The sequence below is a fragment of the Devosia enhydra genome (assembly GCF_900119845.1).
In the GTDB taxonomy this organism is placed as follows: domain Bacteria; phylum Pseudomonadota; class Alphaproteobacteria; order Rhizobiales; family Devosiaceae; genus FPKU01.
The window spans coordinates 242175-265768 of record NZ_FPKU01000002.1 but is presented as its reverse complement, the minus strand read 5'-3'; the positions used below and the strand labels follow the sequence as shown (position 1 = coordinate 265768).

At 65.2% G+C, this 23594-nt stretch carries 18 protein-coding genes; 11 read left to right on the top strand and 7 right to left on the bottom strand.

Going from position 1 to position 23594, the window contains the following annotated elements:
* Positions 1 to 30: 30 nt before the first annotated feature.
* The 4 genes from BT183_RS10400 to BT183_RS10385 all read left to right on the top strand — a co-directional run bounded on the left by BT183_RS10400 (position 31) and on the right by BT183_RS10385 (position 3742).
* Positions 31 to 768, top strand: coding sequence for a FadR/GntR family transcriptional regulator (locus BT183_RS10400; RefSeq protein WP_072342461.1), 738 nt, complete (start codon positions 31 to 33; stop codon positions 766 to 768).
* Between the two features lie 84 nt (positions 769 to 852).
* A complete protein-coding gene (kdgD, locus tag BT183_RS10395; RefSeq protein ID WP_072342459.1) occupies positions 853 to 1758 on the top strand; it encodes a 5-dehydro-4-deoxyglucarate dehydratase in 906 nt (301 codons plus the stop codon).
* Positions 1755 to 2888, top strand: a complete 1134-nt coding sequence (locus BT183_RS10390) for a mandelate racemase/muconate lactonizing enzyme family protein (RefSeq protein ID WP_072342456.1) — start codon at positions 1755 to 1757, stop codon at positions 2886 to 2888. Before kdgD ends, BT183_RS10390 begins: the two co-directional genes overlap by 4 nt.
* A complete protein-coding gene (locus BT183_RS10385; protein ID WP_072342453.1) occupies positions 2885 to 3742 on the top strand; it encodes an amidohydrolase family protein in 858 nt (285 codons plus the stop codon). The genes BT183_RS10390 and BT183_RS10385 overlap by 4 nt, the downstream gene beginning before the upstream one ends.
* A gap of 53 nt (positions 3743 to 3795) precedes the next feature.
* Here the strand turns inward: BT183_RS10385 and BT183_RS10380 are convergent, their stop codons facing one another.
* Positions 3796 to 4602, bottom strand: a complete 807-nt coding sequence (locus tag BT183_RS10380) for an MBL fold metallo-hydrolase (RefSeq protein ID WP_072342451.1) — start codon at positions 4600 to 4602, stop codon at positions 3796 to 3798.
* 267 nt (positions 4603 to 4869) lie between these two features.
* Between BT183_RS10380 and BT183_RS10375 the strand changes: the two genes are divergently transcribed.
* From BT183_RS10375 to BT183_RS10360, 4 genes are read left to right on the top strand one after another with little or no spacing between them, the layout of a single operon-like run.
* Positions 4870 to 6141 (top strand): ABC transporter substrate-binding protein, encoded by a 1272-nt coding sequence (locus BT183_RS10375; RefSeq protein WP_244545305.1) that lies wholly within the window; start codon positions 4870 to 4872, stop codon positions 6139 to 6141.
* A gap of 12 nt (positions 6142 to 6153) precedes the next feature.
* Positions 6154 to 7101 carry a carbohydrate ABC transporter permease gene (locus BT183_RS10370; protein ID WP_244545304.1) on the top strand — a complete coding sequence of 316 codons (948 nt, stop codon included), beginning with the start codon at positions 6154 to 6156 and terminating at the stop codon, positions 7099 to 7101.
* Positions 7091 to 7978: a carbohydrate ABC transporter permease gene (locus BT183_RS10365; protein WP_072342445.1), complete on the top strand. Its 888-nt coding sequence runs from the start codon at positions 7091 to 7093 to the stop codon at positions 7976 to 7978. Before BT183_RS10370 ends, BT183_RS10365 begins: the two co-directional genes overlap by 11 nt.
* Positions 7979 to 7981: 3 nt before the next feature.
* Positions 7982 to 9082 carry an ABC transporter ATP-binding protein gene (locus BT183_RS10360; RefSeq protein WP_072342442.1) on the top strand — a complete coding sequence of 367 codons (1101 nt, stop codon included), beginning with the start codon at positions 7982 to 7984 and terminating at the stop codon, positions 9080 to 9082.
* 83 nt (positions 9083 to 9165) lie between these two features.
* On the opposite strand, the gene BT183_RS10355 is transcribed toward BT183_RS10360, so the two are convergent.
* Complete coding sequence (locus tag BT183_RS10355) at positions 9166 to 10029, bottom strand: fumarylacetoacetate hydrolase family protein (protein WP_072342439.1); 864 nt, start codon at positions 10027 to 10029, stop codon at positions 9166 to 9168.
* Positions 10030 to 10373: 344 nt separating this feature from the next.
* On the opposite strand from BT183_RS10355, the gene BT183_RS10350 reads away from it, so the two are divergent.
* From BT183_RS10350 to BT183_RS10340, 3 genes are read left to right on the top strand one after another with little or no spacing between them, the layout of a single operon-like run.
* Entirely contained in the window at positions 10374 to 11336 is a 963-nt protein-coding gene (locus tag BT183_RS10350; protein WP_084603441.1) for an ABC transporter substrate-binding protein, read from the top strand.
* Complete coding sequence (locus BT183_RS10345; protein ID WP_244545303.1) at positions 11321 to 12145, top strand: ABC transporter ATP-binding protein; 825 nt, start codon at positions 11321 to 11323, stop codon at positions 12143 to 12145. Before BT183_RS10350 ends, BT183_RS10345 begins: the two co-directional genes overlap by 16 nt.
* Positions 12142 to 12963: an ABC transporter permease gene (locus BT183_RS10340; protein WP_072342437.1), complete on the top strand. Its 822-nt coding sequence runs from the start codon at positions 12142 to 12144 to the stop codon at positions 12961 to 12963. Before BT183_RS10345 ends, BT183_RS10340 begins: the two co-directional genes overlap by 4 nt.
* Here BT183_RS10340 and BT183_RS10335 read toward each other — a convergent pair.
* The 5 genes from BT183_RS10335 to BT183_RS10315 all read right to left on the bottom strand — a co-directional run bounded on the left by BT183_RS10335 (position 12890) and on the right by BT183_RS10315 (position 23455).
* Entirely contained in the window at positions 12890 to 13651 is a 762-nt protein-coding gene (locus BT183_RS10335; RefSeq protein ID WP_072342435.1) for a GntR family transcriptional regulator, read from the bottom strand. The genes BT183_RS10340 and BT183_RS10335 overlap by 74 nt on opposite strands.
* 408 nt (positions 13652 to 14059) lie before the next feature.
* On the bottom strand, positions 14060 to 15616 hold the full coding sequence (locus tag BT183_RS10330; RefSeq protein WP_072342432.1) for a coiled-coil domain-containing protein: 1557 nt from the start codon (positions 15614 to 15616) through the stop codon (positions 14060 to 14062).
* A complete protein-coding gene (locus BT183_RS10325; RefSeq protein WP_072342431.1) occupies positions 15552 to 16181 on the bottom strand; it encodes a hypothetical protein in 630 nt (209 codons plus the stop codon). Before BT183_RS10325 ends, BT183_RS10330 begins: the two co-directional genes overlap by 65 nt.
* A gap of 168 nt (positions 16182 to 16349) precedes the next feature.
* Positions 16350 to 17474 (bottom strand): metallophosphoesterase family protein, encoded by a 1125-nt coding sequence (locus BT183_RS10320; protein ID WP_072344565.1) that lies wholly within the window; start codon positions 17472 to 17474, stop codon positions 16350 to 16352.
* A gap of 5 nt (positions 17475 to 17479) precedes the next feature.
* Positions 17480 to 23455 carry a DUF3320 domain-containing protein gene (locus tag BT183_RS10315; protein ID WP_072342428.1) on the bottom strand — a complete coding sequence of 1992 codons (5976 nt, stop codon included), beginning with the start codon at positions 23453 to 23455 and terminating at the stop codon, positions 17480 to 17482.
* Positions 23456 to 23594 lie beyond the last annotated feature (139 nt).

Genomic DNA, 23594 nt, shown 5'->3' with positions numbered 1-23594 from the left:
TAGGGTTGGTGGTCAGCGTGGAGATCGATCATGTCCCCAGTCCAGAGTGTGGAGAGCCGCGCGCGCGGCGGGCTGGTCGGGCGGGTCATCGACGAGCTGCGCAGCGACATCGCCGCGGGGCGCTTCGACATCGGGGCAAAGCTGCCCTCCCAGGCGGAACTCTCGGCCCGCTTCTCGGTCAGTCGGCCCGTGATCCGCGAAGCCGTGGCGAGCCTGCAGGCCGATGGCGTGCTCGAATCGCGCCAGGGGGCGGGTGTCTTCGTCCGCGCCCGCACAGCCGCGACGTCTTTTGCTTTCAAGGCTATCGACCAGGCGCGAATTTCATCGATGCTGGAGACACTTGAACTGCGCTCGGCGGTGGAGATCGAAGCCGCCGGGCTCGCTGCCCTGCGCCGATCACCCATGCAGGAGGAGGAGATCTTCCGGGCGCACAATGCGCTGGTGCAGCAGGTGGAGCAGGGCGTGCGTTCGGCCGATGCCGACTTCGCCTTTCACAGGGCCATCGCCGAGGCCACGAACAATCCGCGCTTTCCCGAATTTCTCGATCTTCTGGGCAAGTCGGCTATTCCGCGCCGGGCCGTGCAGGCCGAGCCGGGCACCGACGCGCCGGTGGCGCCCAATTATCTCCATTCCATCCTTGCCGAGCACCAGAGCATCGCCGAGGCGGTCTCCGCCGGCGACGATTCGGCGGCGCGTGACGCGATGCGGCAGCATCTGAGTGGCAGCCAGCAGCGATACCGGGCGCTGCTGCGGGGTGCGACCGCCTAACTTGTAAGATAACAATTGACACATGTAAGACCCAATTGTAGGTGAGAGGCAACTTACCGGTTCTGACTGTCGAGGAGCGCACGCATGGACCCCAACACACTCAAGGACGTGCTCGGATCGGGCCTGCTGTCCTTTCCCGTCACGGCCTTCTCCGCCGATGGTGCCTTCAATCCCGATGCCTATGAAAAGCATGTGAGCTGGCTCTCGGGCTACGAGGCGGCCGCGCTGTTCGCTGCCGGGGGCACGGGCGAGCTCTTCTCCCTGCGGCCCGAAGAAGTCGGCCCGATCGTGAAGTCGGCGAAGGCTGCGGCCGGCGCCACGCCGATCGTCTCGGGATGCGGCTATGGCACGGAAGTGGCCAAGGGCATTGCCCGCGATGCCGAAAAGGCCGGCGCCGACGGCATCCTGCTGCTGCCCCACTACCTGATGGATGCGCCCCAGGAGGGCCTCTTCCAGCACGTCAAGTCGGTCTGCGATGCCATCGGCATCGGCGTGATGGTGTATAACCGCGACAATTCCGTCATCCAGCCCGAGACGCTCCAGCGTCTCTGCGATGCCTGCCCCAATCTCATCGGCTTCAAGGACGGCACCGGCGATATCGGCATGGTGCGCCAGATCACCGCCACGATGGGAGATCGCCTGACCTATCTGGGGGGCATGCCCACGGCCGAGCTGTTCGCCGAATCCTACCTGGCTGCCGGCTTCACCACCTACTCCTCGGCGGTGTTCAATTTCGTGCCGCACCTGTCGGTCAGGTTCTACAAGGCCCTGCGTGCCGGACGGCGCGACGAATGCGAAACCATCCTCAAGCAGTTCTTCTATCCGTTCATGGCCATCCGCAATCGCTCCAAGGGCTATGCGGTATCGGCCGTCAAGGCCGGCGTGAGGCTGCGCGGCTTCGAGGCAGGCCCGGTGCGTCCGCCGCTGGTCGATCTCAGCCCCGAGGAAATGAGCATGATGGCCAAGCTCATCGAGAGCGTTTCGGAATGAAGATCGCCTCCGTCCACACTCACATTCTCGACCATCGACTCGATACGCCCTTCGCCAGTGCGAGCATGCGCTTTGATCGGCGGACCCATTGCCTGGTCGAGATCGTGTGTGAGGACGGAACGGTGGGCTGGGGCGAATGCCTCGGCCCGGCCCTGCCTAACGCGGCCGTAGTGGCCGCCTATGCCAATTGGCTCGTGGGTGCCGACCCCCTCGAAACCGAGAAGATCTGGCTCACCCTCTACAACGCCTTGCGCGACCAGGGCCAGCGCGGGCTGACCATTACCGCTCTCTCGGGCATCGACATCGCGCTCTGGGACATCAAGGGCAAGCATTTCGGCGTACCGGTCTCGACATTGCTGGGCGGCCGCTTCCGCGAGAGCGTACGTGCCTATGCCACGGGGTCGTTCAAGCGCGACGGGGTCGACCGCGTGTTGGACAATGCCCGCGAAATGGCGGGCCATCGCGCCGCCGGTTTCCACGCCGGCAAGATCAAGATCGGCTTTGGCGTTAAGGACGACCTCAAGGTGCTGCGCGCGGTGCGCGACGCGGTGGGCGAGGACATGCGGCTCATGGTCGATGCCAATCACGGCTATGACGTGCTCGAAGCCATCGCCTTCGGCCAGCGCGCCCATGAGCTCGGGGTGGACTGGTTTGAGGAGCCTGTGGTGCCCGAACAGCTCGATGCCTATCGCGCCGTCCGCGCCGGCCAGCCCATTCCGGTGGCCGGTGGCGAGACCTGGCATGCACGCTGGGCCATGCGCGAGCCGATCGCGACGCGCGCCATCGACATCATCCAGCCGGACCTGGCCGGAACCGGCGGCTTCACCGAAGCCCGCCGCATCTCCGACATGGCCGCCCTCCATGGGGTGCGGCTCGTTCCCCATGTGTGGGGCACGGCCGTGCACATCGCCGCCGCGCTGCAATTCATGGCGGCCTTGCCGCCCAACCCGCCGCGGGTCGATCCGATCGAGCCCATTCTCGAGTTCGACCGCACCCACAGCCCGTTTCGCCAGGCGATCGTCACCCGGCCCATCGAGGCTGTCGCGGGCGTGGTGGCCATTCCCGATGGTCCGGGCCTCGGGATTGAGATCGACCGCGAAGCGCTCGACCATTTCAGGCTCAGGGCATGATCGAGCGCAGCTTTTCGGGCGCGCCGCCGCAGACAAAAGCACCGGCCGGCACAATCGACACGCAGATGCATGTCTACATGCCCGGCTTTCCCTCGGCGCCCGGCTTCATCCCCCTGCCCGAGAATGCGCCCGGCCCCGATGCCTATCGCCAGGTGATGGCCTGGCTCGGCATCGAGCGCGTGGTGATCACGCAGGGCAATGCCCATGGTTTGGACAACGCCAATGTGCTGGCCTGCATTGCGGCCATGGGTGCTTGTGCGCGCGGCGTCGGCGTCGTCACCCGCGAGACGCCGCCGGCCGAAATGCGCCGCCTCGCCGACGCGGGCATCGTCGGCGCGCGGATCATGGACCTGGCGGGTGGCGCTGTCGGGCTCGACCGGCTCGCAGAGGTCGATCGCCATGTGCGCGACTATGGCTGGTGCCTGGCGGTGCAGTTCGATGGCAGCACCATCCTGTCCCATGAGGATCTGCTGGCCGGCCTTTCGAGCCGCTGGATCCTGGATCACCACGGCAAGTTCTTCGCGGGCATCCGCCCCGACGATCCAGAGATCGATTGCGTCAAGCGCCTGCTCGATACCGGTCGCTGCTATTACAAGCTCGCCGGCTGCTACGAATCCTCGAGGTCCGGCGGGCCGGGCTATGAGGATATCGCGGCGGTCACCCGCGTGATCGCCGCCCATGCGCCCGAGCGCATCATCTGGGGCACCAACTGGCCGCATAACGGGGCCCGCCGGACCGCCGATTACCCCGATGATGCGAGGCTGTTCGACACCGTCATGTCCTGGCTCCCTAGCGACGCGGCCCGCCACCTCTGCCTCGTCGACAACCCGGCGGCGCTTTACTTCGGCGCTTGAGCACGCTCACGTCGCCGAGCAAGCCGACATCGATAGGCTCTTGGCCACCGTCGTCAGGTTGTTCCCGTCTGACCGACACCATGGTGCGCATATCCTGACGCGCGGCGTTCGAGGCGGACGAAGGGGGGCTGGCGCAGGTGCATGCCGGCGACCGTGAGGCCGTTGTCGGCCGCCATGGCAAAGGCGCGGCGGCGGCTGGCCTCGGCGCCGGCGGGATCATGGTCGTAAATGGTGGTGATCTCGGGATGGGCCAGCTGCACCTCTGGCAGGTGCACCACATCGCCCCAGATGAAGAGACGGCGCGCGCCCTGCCCGATGAGAAAGCCGCTGTGACCCGGCGTATGGCCGGGCAGGTGGATGGCGGTGATGCCGGGCAGGATTTCCGCGCCGTCGGTGAAGGTCGTCGCGGTCTCGCCATAGGCCTTGAGCGCCAGTCCGGTGAGATCGGCCGGATGGTGATCGCCGGCGGCGCCGGGTTCTGCGCGCGACCAATAGGCAGCCTCCTCGGCATGGAGCAGCATCCGGGCTTTAGGAAACATCCGCGCGCCGTCCCGGTCGACGAGCCCGCCGACATGATCGGCATGCAGGTGACTCATGATGACGAAGCCGATCGCCTCATGGGCGATGCCCAGATCGCGCAGATGCCCCTCGAGACGGCCGGCGGTCGCATCCAGATGCGGCCCGGAGCCGGCATCGATCAGCGCCAGCCCCTCTGAGGTCTCGACGAGAAAACAACTGCTGTCGGTGAAGGGCGCTTCCGCCGTCGCGGCAGGGCCGAGGGCCGCGCGCAGCGCATCGGGGCTCGTGTGGTGATAGGCGGAAAATTCGCTCTTGAGCACCCCATCGAACAGCGCCGTCACCGGAACGCCCCCGGCATCCCTTTGTGCGGGAGGGTGGGAAGTCTCTGCGCTCCAGACCATCGCAAGCCTCATGGAAGCGATTACACGAATCGCCTGAAGAGACCATCAGCTGTGCCACGCGGTCAAGAAGAACAGGCTGAAAAAGGCGATATGAATCTATCAAGGCCAAAATGTAAGCGCTTGACATTTTTCATGACCAGAGACAGCCTCCGAAGGCTCGTAACGGTCAGCTGAAAGCTGGCATGCCGACATGTAGGGGAGGTTCTCGTGGATAGATCGAAATCTGGCCTGATGGCTGCGACGGCGCTCTCTGCGCTCATCGCATTGCCGGTCTCGGCCCAGGACAACAGCGTCTCGTTCCTGCACTACTGGACGTCGGGCGGTGAAGCCGCGGCCGTCGCCGAAGTGCGCAAGGCCTTCGAGGCGCAGGGTGGCGTCTGGATCGACCAGGCCGTGGCCGGAGGTGGCGGCGACGCTCACGATCAGGTCCTGCGCTCGCGCACGCTCGCCGGCGATGCTCCCGGCGCGGCGATCCCGAAGGCCTCCGATGCCATCGAATGGGCCCGTGCCGGCTATATCGTCGATCTCGAAGCCGTTGCCGCCGAAAACAAATGGGACGAGATCCTGCCGGCCGCCTTCCTGCCCACCATCAAGCTCGATGGCCGATACATCGCCGTGCCGCTCTTTGTGCACCGGTTCGACTCGATGTGGGCCAACGCCAAGCTGCTTGCCGATAACGGGCTCGAGATGCCCGAGACGTGGGCGGAGTTCAACGCCGCAGCCGATGCGCTGCTGGCTGCCGGCATCACCCCGCTGGCCCATGGCGGCCAGTCCTGGCAGGACGAAATCCTGTTTGAGGCGGTGGCGATCGGGGTCGGAGGCGCCGAATTCTTCCGCAAGGCCTTTGTCGAGCTCGATCAGGACACCTTGCGCAGCGACACGATGCTGGCCGTATTCGACCAGTTCCGGAAGCTGCGCGGCTATGTCGATGCCAATTTCTCGGGGCGTGACTGGAACCTGGCCTCGGCCATGGTGGCCAATGGCGAGGCTGCGTTCCAGATTATGGGCGACTGGGCGAAGGGCGAATTCAGCGCCGCCGGGCTTGCGCTTGGCCAAGACATCCTGTGCTCGGGCGCGCCGCGCGACCAGCCGGGCGGCTATGCCTATGTGGTCAATTCGCTGAGCTTTTTCAGCAAGCAGCAGAACAACCCCGCCGCCAGCCCGGGACAGGAGCTTCTCGCCAAGGTGCTGCTCGAACCCGAAGTGCAGCTTGCGGCTAACCTCGCCAAGGGCTCCGTGCCGGCGGTGAAGGGGCTCGACCTTTCGAGCTATGACGCCTGCGCCATCAAGGCAGCCGAGTATCTGGCCGCCGCTGACGCCGATGGCACGCTGGTGCCGTCGGTGCAGGGCGGTACCGTCAACATCGCCTCGGTGCGCGGCGCCGTGATCGATACCGCGACGGCGTTCTTCAACTCGGACATGTCGTCGGCCGAGGGCGTTGAAACCCTCGCCGATGCCCTGCGCGACGCCACCGAATAGTCCGGGGCAACGGTGAGCCAGTCTTCACTGCGTGTCGAGCCTGCTCCGCACCCGCGCGGGGGCGCGGGCAGGTTCGGGCGCGGCCGGTCCGGTCTGGGCCGGCACGCTCCGGCCTGGCTCGCCATTTCGCCCTCGCTGCTGGCGATCCTCATCTTCGTCTACGGCTTCGCGCTGTGGACAGCCTATGTCTCGCTCTCCGCCTCGCGCATGGTGCCCGATTTCGCCCTCGTGGGGCTGCGCAATTACGAGCGGATGTGGGGTCAGGACCGGTGGCTGGTGGCGGCGGGCAACCTCGTGACCTTCACCGCGCTCTATGTCGTCGTCACGCTCGCCGTGGGGCTGCTGATCGCCATCCTGCTCGATCAGAAGGTGCGCGGGGAAACACCCTTGCGCACCATCTTCCTCTATCCCGCCGCCGTGTCGCTGATCGTCACCGGCATTGCGTGGAAATGGCTGCTGAACCCCGGAACCGGCGTCGAAGCCTTCATGCGCTCGGCCGGCTGGGAGGGTTTCGCCTTCGACTGGATCATCCGCTCCGAAACGGTGATCTACGCCATCGTGGTTGCGGCCGTCTGGCAGCAGGCCGGCTTCGTCTCGGTGCTGTTTCTCGCGGCGCTGAGGGGCGTCGACGGCGAGATGGTCAAGGCGGCGCGACTCGATGGTGCGGGCCCGATCAGGACCTACTGGTCGGTGATCATCCCGGCCATCCGCCCCGCCTTCATCAGCGCAGGCGTGCTGCTGGTAGCCTTTGCGCTCAAGACGTTCGACCTGGTGGTGGCGATGACGGCGCAGGGCCCGGGCTATGCCTCGGCGCTGCCCTCCACCTTCGTCTACGACATGGCCTTCCAGCGCAACCAGCTGGGCATGGCAGCGGCGGGCGCGATCTCGATCCTCGTCTTTGCCGCCATCATCGTGCTGCCCTATGTGGTCTGGGAGTTCCGCAAGAGCGATGCCCGCTGATCTCAACCCATCCGAGATGGTGGCTGCCCGCCGCCCCGCCACGCGGGCCATGCTCTATGTGGTGCTGGGCATATTGGGGCTGTTCTTTCTGGCCCCGCTCGCGGTCATGGTGCTGACCTCGCTGCGCCCGATCGAGGAAATCCGCAGCGCCGGCATCATCGGCATCCCGCAGACGCTCACCCTCGATGCCTGGCGGGCCGCCTGGAGCCAAGCCTGTATCGCGGCCGTCTGCGAGGGGCTGCAGCCCTATTTCCGCAATTCGCTGGTGATCGCTATACCGGCGACGCTGCTTTCGACGCTTCTGGGCGCGATCAATGGCTATGCGCTGACCAAGTTCCGCTTTCCTGGCGCCGACGCCATCATGGTGCTGATCATCCTGGGCTGCTTCCTGCCGCTCCAGGCCGTGCTGATCCCGGCCGCGCAGACGCTGAGCGCGCTGGGGCTGGCCAATTCGATCTATGGGCTCATCCTGATCTACACCGTCTATGGCCTGCCCTTCACGACGCTGTTTTTCCGCAACTATTATGTCGGGGTACCCAGCGAGATCGTGCGGGCGGCGCATATGGATGGCGCCGGCTTCTGGCGCATCTTCTTCCAGATCATGGTGCCGATCTCCTGGCCCATCGCCATGGTCTCGGTGGTCTTCCAGTTCACCGGCATCTGGAACGAGTTCCTGTTCGGGGTCTCTTTCACCACCGGCGCCTCGCAGACGGTGACGGTGGCACTCAACAACCTCGTCAACACCACGTTCGGGGTCAAGCAGTACAATCTCGACATGGCGGCCTCGCTCATCGCCGCCTTGCCCGTCCTCATCGTCTACCTGTTCGTGGGGCGCTTCTTCGTGCGCGGGCTCACGGCTGGCTCCATCAAGGGTTGAACCATGACGCGGCTTTCCATTTCGGGGCTGAGGAAGTCGTTCGGCGTCGTCGACGTGCTGAAAAGCGTCGATATCGAGGTCGAGGACAACGGTTTTCTCGTGCTCCTGGGGCCCTCTGGCTGCGGGAAATCGACGCTGCTCAACGTCATCGCGGGGCTCGAACGCGCCACCGCCGGCAGCATCCGGATCGATGACCGGGACATCACCGATGTCGAGGCCAAGGACCGCGACATCGCCATGGTCTTCCAGTCCTACGCGCTCTATCCCAGCATGAGCGTGGCGCGCAATATCACCTTCTCGATGGAGGTGCGCGGCGTGCCGCGGGCCGAGCGCCGCAAGGCGGCCGAGACGGTGGCGGCCTCGCTCCAGATCGAGCATCTGCTCGATCGCCGGCCGGCGCAATTGAGCGGCGGGCAGCGCCAGCGCGTGGCGATCGGCCGGGCGCTGGTGCGCAGCCCGAAAATCTTTCTCTTCGATGAGCCGCTCTCCAATCTCGACACGCAACTGAGGCTCGAGACGCGGGCGCTGATCAAGCGGCTGCATCAGCGCGTGGGGGCGACCTCCGTCTATGTCACGCACGACCAGTCCGAGGCCATGACGCTGGCAACCCGCATCGCCGTGATGGCCAAGGGCGAGGTGGCCCAGTTCGGTACGCCAGCCGAGATCTACGCCCGGCCGGCGAGCGTGTTCGTCGCCCGTTTCGTGGGCTCGCCGCCGATGAACTTCCTTGCGGGCACGATTGTCGGGGAGGGCGCCGGAAGGACGCTGCAGCTCGATGGGTTCGCGGACATCGCCCCGGTGGCGCTCGAGGCCACGGGCCTGCCGGTATCTCCGGGCCATGCCGTGACTGTGGGCATTCGCCCCGACCGGATCGTGATCGGCGAGGGTGCCAGCCGCGACGGGCTCAGGCTTTTGGCCACCATCGACCTCGTCGAAGAAACAGGGACGGACGTGCTGGTCTATCTCAAGGTGGGAGGGCTCGAACTCATCGCCCGCCAGCCCCCCGAAGCGCGTCTCACCCCGGGCACGAGCGTCCCCATCCTCCTGCCTGTGAAGGACCTCCACCTGTTCGACCGGGAGACCGAGCTGCGGATCGGGTTCTGAGGTCCGTGCAGGGTCAAGGGCCGGCCCCGATGGCAACGAGGCCGGCCTTCGCGTGCGACCAGCGGCGCGAACCGCTCAGCGGCTCAAGCCCTCGCCTCCGCCACGACCGGGTTGGACAAGGTGCCGATCCCTTCGATCTCCACCTCGATGACGTCGCCATCGCGCAAAAAGACCTGTGGCCGGCGCGAGGCGCCGACACCCGATGGCGTGCCGGTGGCGATGAGGTCGCCGGCTTCGAGCGTCATGGCCTGCGACAGGATCGAAATCGTGCGCGCTACGGAAAACACCATGTCCGAGGTCGATGCATCCTGCATCACCTTGCCATTGAGGCGCGAGCAGAGGCGCAGATCACGCCCGCCGGCCGGCAATTCGTCGGCCGTTACGACGACCGGCCCGTAAGGTCCGGTGGCGTCGAAATTCTTGCCCACCGTCCACTGGCTCGTCAGGCGCTGATAGTCGCGCACCGACACGTCGTTGAAGGCGGTGTAGCCGAAAACATGCGAGAGAGCCTCGTCCTCGGCGATGTTCTTGCCGCCCGACCCCAGAATGACCAGCAACTCGGCTTCGAAGTCGATTTCGTCCGACAGCGCTGTTTTGAGGATCGGCGCGTTGGCCGGCAACATGCTGCTGGGCAGCCTGGAGAACACCGCCGGATAATCGGGAACCTCCGAACCACCCTCGCGCGCATGCTCCACATAATTGAGGCCGAGGCAGAGGATCTTGCCGGGGCGCGGGATGAGCAGGCTGAGGGTAACGCTCGAAAGCGGCACGCCCTGCGGTGCTTCGGCGAGCGCGGCGACCTGCGACTGCACCGAAGGTCCGGCGAGAATCAGGCTCATCAGGTCCGTGGGCGCGTCGGGGAACAACGGACCGACCTCGACGACGTGATCATCGCGAATGACCCCGAGCTTTGCAGCCCCGCCCGTCGTGAACATGGTGAGTTTCAAGAGACACATCCCTCCAAGGACACCATCGTCGATTATCGACGATTTTTCATTTGTGGCTAAAATAGACATGAAGATTCAGCATACGCAAGCCGGGCTTTCTTTCGAGTTTGCGACGCAGGACGGAGAAAGGCGGGCACTCTGCATGGCATTCCGCGCGGTTTCCGGCCGCCTCGGCGATGCGACGGAGGCTTGCCGCGCAGCAGGACGGATTATCGATTGACCGATTTGGTTTCATGATCCTATATTTTTTACGCGACTGAAGAGCATTCTCGACAGCGCACGGAGAGGGAGGATCACCGTTGATTTCGAGACGCAGTTTCCTTGCGGCCTGTGCGGCCGTCAGCATGGCGGCCACTGGCGGCGCAGTGGCGCAGGACCTCACCAAGGTGACGGTGGCCATACCCAATCCATCCATCGTTTACGTGTTCCCCCTGGCCGTCGCGATGGAAGAGGGCTTCTTTGCAGCACAGGGCCTCGATGTCGAAGTCCAGGTGGTCGACGGTTCGGCGCAGGTCATCCAGATGATGGCCGCGGGCCAGGCCCAGATCGGCAATCCCGGCCCGGCGCCGACGCTCGCGGCAGTGGAGCGCGGCGTCGATATCGTCTTCATGTATAATCATTCGACCAAGAACGGCTGGCGTATCGGGGTGCCAGAAGGCTCCGATGTCACCAGCCTCGCCGATCTCAAGGGCAAGACGGTGGGGGCCGGTACCGCTGATGGCTCCGATGCCGGCTTTGCGCGCTCGGTGCTGGCTTCCGCCGGCCTTGGACCCGACGACTACAACCTCATCGCCGTGGGCGATGGCGGGCTCGCCATCGCGGCTGTGGCGCGCAATGACATCGACGCCTACGTCGCCGGCATCAACGACGCCGCGATCATGAGCATGCGGGGCGTCGAGCTGACCAACCTCACGCCGCCCGAATTTGCCGGCTTCTTCAGCAACGGGCTCGCCGTGATGCGCCCCTGGGCCGAGGAGAACCGTGACCTGGTCGTCGGTTTCGGAAAGGCCTGGGTGCAGGCGGTGCGCTTCGGCATGGATGACGCCAACGAGGACAAGGTTCTCGCCGACATCGCCGCCGTCAGCCCCGCCGAAGGCGAGGATCCGGAGTTTGCGCGCGCCTTTTTCAGGGTCTTCAAGGACCACATCTCGCGCCTCGACGACACCAAGGGCTGGGGCTACCAGGATCCTGCGGCCTGGAAGCGCTGGGAAGAGAGCATCGTGGCCAGCGGCGGCCTCAAGGGCCCATTGCCCGACCTCACGCGCGCCTACACCAACGACTACATCGACGAGTGGAACGCGAACTGACCATGGTCACCAACACTGCTGCGGGCACTCCACCCGCAGCATCCCCGATCGTCTACGAGCTGGCCGGCATCACCAAGTCCTATGCCGGCCAGAGGCTCACAGCCCTCGAACGCGTCGACTTCGTCCTGCGCAAGGGCACCTTCGCTTCCGTCATCGGCTCGTCGGGCTGCGGCAAGTCAACGCTGCTCAAGATCATGGCCGGCCTGATCCCGCCCTCGGGTGGCCGGGCCACGCTCGATGGCACCCCGGTAACCGGGCCGAGGGCTGATATCGGCATGATGTTCCAGCAGGCCACGCTCCTGCCCTGGCTCACAACCCTGCAGAACGTGCTGCTGCCCATCGAGGTGCGCGACGGCAAGGCGGCCGCGAGAGAGGCGCGCCCCAGGGCCATGACCCTTCTCCAAACCGTCGGCCTCAAGGGCTTCGAGGCCTCCTATCCCGACCAGCTGTCCGGCGGCATGGCGCAACGCGCCGCGATCTGCCGCATGCTGGTCTCCGAGCCCGTGGTGTTCCTGCTCGACGAGCCGTTCAGCGCGCTCGACGAGATCACGCGCGACTTCATGAACATGGAATTGCAGCGGCTGTGCGCCGCCTGGGAAGCCACGGCCTTCCTCGTCACGCACTCGATCAACGAGGCGGTCCTCCTCTCGGATGTCGTCTATGTCATGGCGGCGCGGCCGGGGCGGATCGCCGAAATCGTGCCGATCGACCTGCCACGGCCCCGGACACTCGACATGGTCAACAGCCCCGAATTCGGCGCCTATGTCCGCCGCATCCGCGAGCGGCTCGATACGGGGGCATTCAAGTGAGCACGCCTGATACCGCTCGAAGCGACACCGTCTGGGTGGAGCATGTCGCACTGATCGACCGCATTCCGCGCAGCCTCGGCATGGCCGCGCTGCTGGTGGGCTTCGTCCTCGCCTGGCAGCTCCTGTGCATGAGTGGCGCGGTTCCTGCGATCCTTCTGCCGACGCCGGCAGAGACGGGCGCGGACCTGCTGTTTGTCGGCCAGAACCTCCTGAGCGGCGGCTATGTGCTCAAGGCTGCCGCAACCACCGCCAGCGAAATGCTTCTCGGTTTTGCCATCGCAACCAGTCTTGGGATCGCGCTCGGCATCCTCGTGGGCGAGACGCGGTTCGGGGAGCGGGCCGTGATGCCCTATCTCGTGGCCATCGACACGATGCCCAAGATCGCCTTCGCGCCGCTTTTCGTGGCGTGGCTGGGCTTCGGCATCGCCTCCAAAGTGGCGCTCGCTGCGTTCATGGCGACATTCCCGGTCGTGGTCGCGACAGCCGCAGGACTGGCCGCGGTTGATGCCAATGCCCAGATGCTGTTCCGCTCGATGGGCGCGAGCCGTCTCAAGACGCTGACGCGGCTCAAGCTGCCCATCGCGCTGCCCTATTTCTTTGCCGGGCTCAAGATTGCGGCCGTCAGCGTCACGGCCGGGGCAATTGCCGGCGAGTTCATGGGCGGCGGGGAAGGCATGGGGCAGCTCATCCGCGTGGCCGCCGGCCAGCTGGCGACGGCACGGGTCTTCTCGCTGATCTTCTATCTCAGCCTTTTCGGGCTGACGCTTTTCGTGCTCGTGGGCTGGATCGAGCGGAAGGTGGTTTTCTGGCGTCGCTGAGCGGGGCCAGGAAATGACTCTCGATCAGCTCGAGCGTGCGATGATAGTGGCGCACGAGTTGATCGACCGCCAGATCGGCATTGCCTTCGAGCGCTGCATCCGCAATGGCACGGTGATCGTCGGGCCGACTTTCGAGCACCACGGGCTGGGCAGTCTCCGCAATGATCCGGTAGCGATCGGACCGGTCGCGCAGATCCTGGCAGAGCTGCAAGAGGATCGGCGAGCCGCAGGCGCTGATCAGTGACTGATGGAAGATCCGGTGCCGCTTTTCCCATTCCGGATTGAGCAGCGTGTGCTCCGGGTTGAGGTAGCGCGGGAAGCGCGACAGCCAGTGCAGCGCCACGATCAGACCCTCTTCCCATTCCGGCGTGCGATTTGCGATCGACTGGCGCAGCGCGCGCTCCTCGACCCAGCAGCGGGTGTCGACCAGATCGCGCAGGATTTCGGCGCTGACGGGGGTGATGAAGAACCCCCGCTGCTCTTCCCGATGAACCAGCCCCTCCGACGCCAGCCGGTTCAGGGCCTCGCGGATCGGGCTCTGCGAGGTGGCATAGGTCTGCCCGAGCTGTTCGATGCGCACTTTGGCACCAGGTTCGAGCCGGCCCGCGAGAATGTCGGCGCGGATCTTGTCATAGACCATCGTGGTGGTCGTGGCCTTGCTCGACACCTTGGGGGCCTTGGTCGGCATGAGAGTGTCGGAAGATGACATGGGTCACGCAATCGAATGAGCTATCGCCTCTCGATCAAACCACACATCGGCCAATTCTGTCGATAATTCTCTGGCTTCAGCGCTTTGGCAGACTGGAGCACACTTTGTGTCCAAGCGGATGACGCAGAGCGGAGGCTTACGCTTTCCGCCCGCGCCTGAGGCGCCGGTCTTTGGATGCTTTCAAGGCGAGGACATTCGTGGGCCCATGAGTACCACCGTTGTGCACCACCAGAGCCGCCAGAACTCATGGAAACGTCAGAACCTTAGAAAGACCAGCAGGTTCTGAAAAGGGATGGCGGAGAGAGAGGCTGCCAGGTTCCCGTCTCGCCCAATCTCAGTCTGTCGCCTTTCCTTTTATTCGTTAGATATTTGGCCCGTTGACGTAGATCAGAAGGCAACGGTGATGTCGTCAAACAACAGGCCGATGAGCGGGCGAAGCTCGGTGATGACGGGCTTCAAATAGAGATCGCGGGCGGAGGAGCGGGCGGTGGTTAAGGCCTGCCTGAGCCGGTCGAGCGTCTTGACTTCGATCTCGTAGCGCCGGGCCTTTTGCCGGGCAGCGGCGAGCATGTCCTGGGTTTCGAGCCAAGTCTCCTCCACAGCATTATTGGCCTGGACGCGGATCTGGCCGTTGAGATCGGCAAGTTCCTGGCTGTGGAGCTTGATCTCCTGATCGGCGGCCTGGGCGACGGCGCGGACGCGTTTGAGGGTCAGCTCGGTCGCCGCCAGATCCTGGATGGTGGCGCGCAGCGGCTCTACCGACGCTTCCGAGGCATCGCGGCGGTCGCGGCTGGCATGGGCCGCGCCGGCGAGCGCCTGGTGCTTCGACTGGCGCTGGTCGGCGGGGCCGAGGATGGTTTCCAGAGCCCGCAATTCGCCATGCGTTTCGGCCTGGGCGGCGTGGGCATCAACCAGACCCTTGCGGGTGGATTCGACCAGCGGCAGCACCTGGCGCGCTTCGTTGCGGCTTGCGGTGATCCGGGCTTCGGCGAGGCGCAACCCCTCGATGATGGCGCTGGCGTCGAATTTGAATTCGAGGGCGTCGCCGCGCAGGGCATCGAGACGAGTGACGGTTTCCCGCAGGGTTTCCACACCCTCGGGCGCGGTCTGCTTGAGCATCTGGCGCTCGAGGACCAGTTCATTGGCCTTTTCACGCGCCTTGGCCTGGCGCTGGCGGGCAGCGGCGAGGCTGCCGACGCCAGTACCAGCGAGCAATGAACGGATCTTGCCTTTTGTCAGCGTAATGGCCTCGGCCGCGTCGTCCACGTGCTGGCTGCGAATGGTCAGGCGGCCGAGATGGCCGATGTCGAGTTCGATCGTGCCGCTGAAAACCTGGTCGCTGTCATGCGTCAGCGCCTTGCCTGCAAGGGAAATCTGGGGATCGGCAGGATTGGCATAGGCCATGCGCAGGCTGGGCAGGGCGGTCGACTGCAGCGCGTGGAGACGCGCCAGCTCGATGTCCAGAGCCTCCAACTGCTCGATCGCTTTTTCCGACACCTGCAGGGTGGCCAGCAGGGCTTCGCCGGTCTCGATCCGGGTGCGGATGGCCACGGCCTGGTCGAGCAGATCGCTTGCCACGGCGTAGCGCTCGGCGGCGTCGCGGGCAGCCTCGGCGGCATCGAGCATGGACTTGTTCTCGCGCGCCGTGCGCTCGTCGGCTTCGGCCGCCTGCATGGCAGCCTGCAGGCGGTCGTTTTCCGCCAGCGCCTCATTGTGACGCGCCTCGGCCTGCTGCAGGCGCTGGATGGCGAGGCCGGACTGCCGCTCGACCACGCTGGCGCGAGCGAGGGCATTTTCATAATTCCCGAGGGCTGCTGCGGCGGTGCGATATTGCTCCTCCGCCAAAGCCAGATCGGCTTCGGCAGCGCGCAGGGCGTCGCTATGCGATTGCGCGGTGCGATAGGCGGCTTCGGCCGTGGCAATGGCCTCTGCGCGCGCGGCCACTTCGTCTGGCGCCCTCGATCTCGGCCAGTCGACGCGTGGCGGCGCGGCGACGATCCAGAGCGTCGCGCAGCAGGGTGAAGTCGGCGGCCAGTTGCTTTTCGCGTGCCTCCAAATCTTCGCAGTCGTCCAGCGCCTCGCGATAGGGACCGCCAGCCTTTGGCTTCATGCCCGCTGTGACGAAGCGCGCAAGCGCTTCCTCGCAGGCGGCAAGAATTTCGGCCATGCGGCGTCCGCCGGTGAGCGCTTCGACCTCGCCTTGCACCGAGGAGAGCAGGGTTTCGCGCACGCGGCGATCGCTTTCCTCGTCCGACTTGCTGCGCTTTTCGAGGCCCGTAAGGCCTTGTCGCACCCAGAGCAGGCCTGATGGTCCGCCTGCGCCGCCGCGCGTCAGATCGGCGATGAATTTTTCCGCTTCGTCCGATTGGGCGACGAGGCGGCCGCTACGGAGCTCCGTCACGCGCGCCTGGCGGCCGCTGTAAAATTGCTTGGTGAGCCGAAAGGCGCCGTCCTCGGTTTCGATATCGGCCTCGACCAGCGGATTGCCGCCCGCATAGGGGCGCAGCATCTGCACGCTGCCCGGCGTGCCGGTATGGGGCTGGAAGAACAGGGCGTGCAGCGCCTCGAAGGAGGTCGACTTGCCGAACTCATTGGCGGACGCCGTCGCCGATGTTCTCGATTGCGACGCCGCGACCGGCGAAGCGCTTCACATTGTGGAGGCGTAGGGCGCGGAGCTTCATGCGTCGATCTCCGCGCAATAGGTGAAGAGGCGCATGAGCGCCGCCTGGGCCACGGCGCGATCTTCGGCCGACCGGGTAGCGTCATCGCCTTCGGCCAGCAGGGCCTCGGCGGCGAGACGAAGCGCCCCGGCATGATCGATGCGTTCAAGGTCGCTGGCCTCGCAGGCTGTCAGCAAAGCTGCGTCATCGACTTCGAAATGGGCGAATTCGGGGGTGAGGGCCTCGGTCATCGCTGCCAGTGCCGTGCGCGTGGCGATGCGGGCATGGCCTGAAAGGCTGAGGCGCAACAGGGTCTGGCGACGATCGCCGGCCGGTGGCAGAAGGGCGTCGAGCGCTGCAAGGCCATCGTCATCGCCCAGCAGTTCGAGCGGCTTTGTTTGCCAGGCGAAACTGGCCGTGGGGACGGCAGACACTTCGGGCACCGCGCCAGAGGCGGCGATGGACACCAGAAGCGCTTCGCCGGGCCGGGCATGTTTGAAGCGATCCGGCTCGGGCGCGCCGCTGTAAAAACTGCGCTCATTAAGGCGCATCTGGCCGTGCCAATCGCCTAGCGCCAGATAGTCGAGACCGGCCAATGCCGCCCGATTGGGCGCGATGACATCGCCCTTGGCGCCGTCCTCGGAAAAATCGAGCACCGGGCCATGGGCGAGCGCCAGCCTCAAACTGCCCTCGGGCGTTGTGGCGCCGGTCATCCAGTCGGTGAGATCGCGTCCGGGACGACGCGTGGTGCAGGGCGCGGGCAGCAGCACGACATTGGCGGCCAGCTCGACCGGCTTTGGCTCCAGCGCCAGGATCACATTGGGCGGTAGGATGGCGCGAGCGCGCTGCCAGAGTTCGTCGGCCAGGAGGGAATCGTGGTTGCCGGGCAGGATGACCCAGGTCAGGTCCTCCGCCTGCCGCATCTCCTGCATGGCGTGATGCAGCATTTGCGGGGTCGGCGTTTCGGTGTCGAAGGTGTCGCCGGCCAAAAGCACGGTGCCGGCGCCATGGGCGCGGGCCTGCTGGGCAAGGCGGACGAGGGCGCCATGACGCGCCTCGCGCAGGCGGCCGCGCAGGTCTTCCGGGAAATTGCCGAAGCGTTTGCCGATATGCAGATCGGAGGAATGAATGAAGCGAAACATGATCTTCAATTGTGCATAGATTGGCGGGCGCGCGCGATAGCCTCGTCGAGCCTTGTGCGCGAACTGGCCGCGAGGCGCTCGACGCCGAGGAGACGGGCTAAATCGGACGCGGGATCGCGCTGGTCGAACAGATCGGGATGGGCAATGACTACCGATGCCAGTTCGGCGATGGCAATGTCGCCGATGCCGCGCCGGGATTCTTCGTTGGCATGGGGGCGGTAGTCGAGGAGCGGTGTGACACTGTCCTTCCGCCACAGAAAGGTGCCGCTGCTCTCCTCGGTGCGGTCAACGTCGCGCAGATAGATGTCGATCCTCGCCCGGATGCGCTGGCCGGTGCGCTGCCAGCCATGGGCGCGGGCAATGCGCTGAGCGAGGACATCGTCCCGCAGTGGGGCTTCCTGCGCGATCACCGCATCGACCATGGATTTGAGCGTGCCGCGATAGTCGAACTCGTAGAAGCGGTCGGGATTGGCGGGAAAAGCGGAGAGGTCCGTGATATGGTACCGCGCAACCTCAGGACTTGGCGGCGACACTGAGGGCGCGATCACCGGGGCCGGCGGCTGGACCGGCGTCGCCGCTTCCATCAGCCGCATGGGTTCGGGCGCCGCCATTGGTGGCAGGTCCGATGGAACCTCCGGCAGCACATCTTCGGGCATGATATAGGCCGGTGCGGCCTCTTCGCTGAGGCCGGTTTCGGTTGCGGCTTCGACCTCCTCGCCCATGTCCCAATGGCGGGTGGAGGCCGCTTCTGCGTCCGCCGCCTCTGTCTCGGCGCGCTTTGCGCGCACGGTTTCTAGCTGCTCGGTCAGTGCGGTGTGGAGGCGCTTAATGGCGCCAGCGGGGTCAAACCACCAGTCGGTCGACCAGACGCGCAAAATGGTCCAGCCCAGGCCGCGCAGCACCTGCTCGCGCACCTTGTCGCGGTCCCGCGCCGTGGCGGAGCTATGGTAGGTGGCGCCGTCGCATTCGACGCCGGCGAGATAGGTGCCGGACCGATCGGGATCGCGAATGCCCATATCGACACGGAAGCCCGAAATGCCGACCTGCGGCACGATCTCCCAGCCGCGGGCTTCGAGCTGAGCGGCAACGGCCTCCTCGAAAGGCGATTCCAGCGCCCCGACCGAGCCTTTGTCCTGTGCCGGCAGGGCAATAGCGCCGCGCTCGGCAAAGTCGAGGAAGGCTTTGAGGTGCCTGACACCCAGCGCTTTGGTGCGATTGACGTCGATCTGGTCGGCGGTGAAGCCGGAAAAGACCAGCAGTTCTTGGCGGGCGCGGGTGACGGCGACATTGAGGCGGCGCTCGCCGCCGTCGCGATTGAGGGCACCGAAATCCATGCTGCGCTTTCCGGCAGCATCCTCGGAGAAGGTGATCGAAAAGAGGATCACGTCGCGCTCGTCGCCCTGCACGTTTTCGAGGTTCTTGACGATAACCGGTTCGATGCGATCTTCGGCGAAGAACCATTCGAGCTCGGGCTGGTCGCGCCGGGCGGCGTCGAACAAGTCCTGGATCAGCGATTGCTGCTGGGCGTTGAAGGTGATGACGCCCAGCGTCGGGCGCTCCCCTTCGGGCAGCGCCAGCGAGGCGCGCAGCCGGCCAACGGCCTCGTCGACAATGGCCTGGCCTTCGATGCGATTGGAGCGGCTTTTGCCGCGATCATAGGTGCCGGCAACCCTGTGCAGCTGCACCGCGCGGTCTTCCACGTGGGGCGAGGGGAAGGTGACGAGGCGGTTCTGATAGTAATGGTGGTTCGAAAAGGCGATCAGCGATTCATTACGGCTGCGATAGTGCCAGCGCAGGTCGCGCACCGGAATGCCTGAAGCCTTCACCTCGTCGAGAATGCTTTCCAGGTCCTTTTCGTGCTCGGCGACCTCTTCATCTTCCTCGTTGCGGCCGAAGAAATTGGTGGGCGGCAGCTGTTTTGGGTCGCCGACGACAATGGTCTGGCGAGCGCGGGCAATGGCGCCGACCGCATCCCAGGTGGTGATCTGCGAGGCTTCGTCGAAAATGACAACGTCGAACAGCGACTGATTGGGCGGCAGATATTGGGCGATGGAGAGTGGGGACATCAGTATGCAGGGCGCCAGCTTGCCGAAATTTTCCGGCATGGCGCCGATCATCTCGCGGATCGAGCGGCTGGGGCGCTGCAGTTCCATCTGGTGGCGCAGCAACCCGAGTTCGGAATTGCGAGGCACAGACTGGATGGCTGGCAAGCCATGGGTGATGGCACGGAGCACACGCTGGGTGGCCTGGGCGCGCACTATGTCGTCGATCTCTCGGAAATCGGCGATGGCATGCTCGTGCTGGAAACGGCGGAAATCGCGCAACACCGGATCGGTGTCGAGCACCAGCGGCGCCCACCAACGGGCATAGGCTAGCTTGAAGGCTGTGGCGGCCTGGTCGGGCTGGATCATGCCGGCTTCAAGATCGGTGACCAGTGGCCCGAGGCCATGCTGGATGGCCTGCTGGCGCGAGCGGCACCAACTGGTCCAGTCGCGCAGCAGATGTGCGACCTGCGGCAGCTCGGTGAGAAGGCCCTGCAGATCGCCCAGCGGGGTGGGGCCGCTCAGCGAAGGAGTGCTGCCGGCACTGGCGGAAAAGGCCGCGAGGGCTGTGTCGAAGCCCGCGCGTGAGACGACAAGGCGCCGCGCGGTCTGCCGCGCCTGATCCTCGGCGCCGGAGCGGAGCGTCTGGTCGAGCGCACGGATCATGGTGCGTACGGCTTCGCCGTCGCTGGCAAAGGGCGAGAGCACACGGCGCATCCGGCCGGCAAGGGTCAACAGATGGGCGACCTGTTTGGTGTCGGTATCGAGCCCGGCAAAGCCGATGGGCTTGGTGGCGAGCGGGTTGGCTGCGATGGCGCGGGCCCTGGCCTGCATGGCCAGGAGACCCGGCAGGTCGGTATCGGGATCGGCCGTGCCGCTTTCGACAAACGTCTGGAGCAGTTTCTGAGCCTTGCGCTTGTCGAGCTGGGCCTTGGGCCAGAAGGCAGCCTGCGCTTCTCGCCATTGCGCATCGATGGTGTCGAGGTCGGCACGCTGGACTGCCGCGTTGTCGTAGTTAGCGGAGAGAAGAGCATGGGCAGCGGCGTAGGCGGCGATGTCGGCTTCGAGCGCGGCGAGGGCCTTGGGGAGATTATTGAGATCGGGATCTAGGAAGAGGGTGAGGTCGTAGCCGGTGCTGTCGATCAGCACATGGGCAATCTCCCCGAGCACGGCAATGTCAGCCAGAGGCGCATCGGAGCGCGGCTGGAAACCGATGGCGCCGAGAAATGCACCAAGGCTGGAGGCGAGGATATCGCTGGCGGCGCCGAGGTCACTGGCCCGGGCGAGGAGATCGGCCTGCCAGGCAGAGGTCCACTCGGCATGGTCGACCAGATGCAGCGCCGGGCGTGTCTCGATCGAGCGGAAGGCGAGGCCGACTTCATCGGCCATACGTTCGAGATCCTGACGCTGCAGGTGATCGTGGGCATCGAGATGGGACCATGCGAGTTTGGGCGCGATCTGGCTCTGCCCACGGAGCGCCAAGCCCAGGGCGGCATAGGGCGTCAGGCCATTGCGATAGGTCTTGTGCAGGGCGGTGACATAGCGGTTGAGCTCGTCGCGGCGCAGGCGGAGCTCTTCGTTGACCCGCACCCACTCGTCGTCGCTGGCCTTGGTGCCCTTTTCCCAAGAGGTCTTGAGTTGGCCGAGGAAATTGCGGCGATCGGCCTTGCTGGAATGCAGTTCGATGCAATGATCGCCAAGGCCATGTTCGCGCAGGCGGCGATATACCACGTCGAGCGCAGCGGTCTTTTCGGCGACGAAGAGAACGGATTTGCCTGTAGCCAGGCAATTGGCGATCATATTGGCGATGGTCTGGCTCTTGCCGGTGCCGGGCGGGCCGATGATGACGAAGTCGCGCCCCTCGGCTGCGGCGAGGCTGGCCGCTGTCTGCGAGGAATCGGCGGGGAGCAGCGAGACAACATCGGCGGGCGGGCGCTTGTCGAGGCTGGCTTCCCCGGCAAAGGGCTCGCCGGCGCCGGCGAAGGCCTGTTCGGGCGTGTCGATCAGGTGGCGAACGACGCGGTTTTCACGCAGGGCCTCGGTGCGCTCGACCAGATCCTTCCACATCAGGAATTTGGCAAAGGAGAAAGTGGAAAGCGCCGTTTCGTCCACCACTTCCATACCGGGCACATCGCGTACGGCCTGCCGCATCACAGTAAGGAGGCGCGGCACGTCGACGCCATTGGCGTCCATAGGCAGTTCGCCATTGAACTGCGGCAGCCGGAGGTCGAACTCGCCTTCGAGGAATTGTAGCAGCGTGGCGTTGAAGCGCGGCTCATCCTCGTGAAAGCGTAGTGAAAAGGCCGAGCTGGCGCTGCGGCGTTCGAGCTTTACGGGCACGAGCAGCAACGGAGCTCGGTAGAAGCGGGTAGCATCGGTCTTCTTCTTCCAGCGCAGAAAGCCGACGGCAAGAAACAGCGTATTGGCTCCGCCCTCGGCTAAATCGTTCCTGGACTGTCGGTGCAGTTCGATGAGGCGCGAATCGAGGTCGCGGCCCGAGAGGGGCGAGGGCAGTTCGCCGCGTTTCAGGGCCTCGGCGGCAAAGCCCTGCTGAAGGTCCTTGCCATGCACTTCGCGGTAGAGCGCGGGATCGCGTTCGCCCAGCGGATTTTGCTCGGGCAGCGAAATAAGGCGGATGGCCGTGCCGCCAGCGAGGATATCCTCAAGCGCGGCCGCATCGGCGCAGAGGAAGGGGATGGTCTTGCGGCCTTCGGCAAAATTGAGCAGGCGATTGCGAAGCGTTAGGTCGAGCAGCTTGCGCTGCCAGCGATCGATGCGGCCGGCTGCGGTGGTGGGCTTGATCTCGACGATCTCGGCCGGGCCCGTGCCGATATCGGGGGCAGCGGGCAGGGGCAGGGCACTGACGGGAGTGAGGTCATCGCTGGTGGCGCGCCGCAGCGGTTCGTGCGAGGCCAGCGGGGTGATGCCGCCACTTCTGGCGCGGTGGACGTCGATTGCGGCGACGAAATCTTGTGCATTGGCCCCGTCGAGGCGGCGTTCGAGCAGGCGCTGGGCGGCATCGAGCGGCATGGCGGGGCGGTGAGAGACGCCGGTGGTCTCGAAAACCAGCAGTTCGCGCGACGCCAGTGCCTTTCGGATCTCCATCGCGTCGAGCTCGATGCTTCTCGAAAGTGTCCGCTTGGTGAGCCAGACGCCGACGGCGGCGTGATCCCTGAACAGCAGGACAACTGGATAAAGCCCGGCGCCCTCCAGCGCCGCGGCGAAGAGCAGGCTGGTGTCGAGGCAGGTCGCAAGCCGCTCGGTTTCGATCGTCGAAGGGCGGCGCACCTTCTGGCCGCGCTGTTCAAAGCTGGTTGGCGGCTCGGCATAGTGCAGTCCCATGCCGGTAATGGCGGAATAGATCGCTGCGGTGAGGAGGAAGGCGCGCTGCGGGCTGCCGCTCTGATAGCCGTCGAGGCCCGAACTGTGTCCATGTGCGGCGAGGTGATCTGCGGCCTGACGCAGAATGCCGGCGCTGGACGGGTCATTGGGCATGACGAAAGCGGGCAGCAATTGCGCCATGTCATGGACGCCGCCCCACTCGTCGCGGGCAAGCAGGCGGACATCCACGCGCTCTTCAGCCAAAATTTCGGCGCCGCGCTTCAAGACCAGTGAAATGCGGCCGCGCTCGGCTTCATTGAGACCGCCGAGATAGGCGGGATCGAGATCGACCCTTCTGTCGCTCAGGGAGATTTCGTCGCCTTGCAGCAGGCGGTCAACCGTCCAGGTCTTGGGCCGGAGGAAGGCAGGGTCGGCGGTCAGATCGAGTGTAAGGTTTTGAAGGTTACCGCCGGTCGCATTGGCAAGCCGGATCGAGCGGAGGACCGGAATTGCATTCTGGTAAGATGCATAAGTGAAGCTCGCCGCAATGTCGGCATGTATTGCCAGCCGCTCGGCGAAATCCAGCGACGCACTATTGGTAACTGTCTCTGAACTCATGTGCCCCACCCCCGAGTTGAAACACTAATCTCCAATCATCAGAAATGGAACTCTGATTTTCGGTGTCGGTAAATGACCGGCCTTAAGGCGGGACACTCCTGCAAATCACCCTAATTCAGGATTGCCTGTTCCAAGAAAT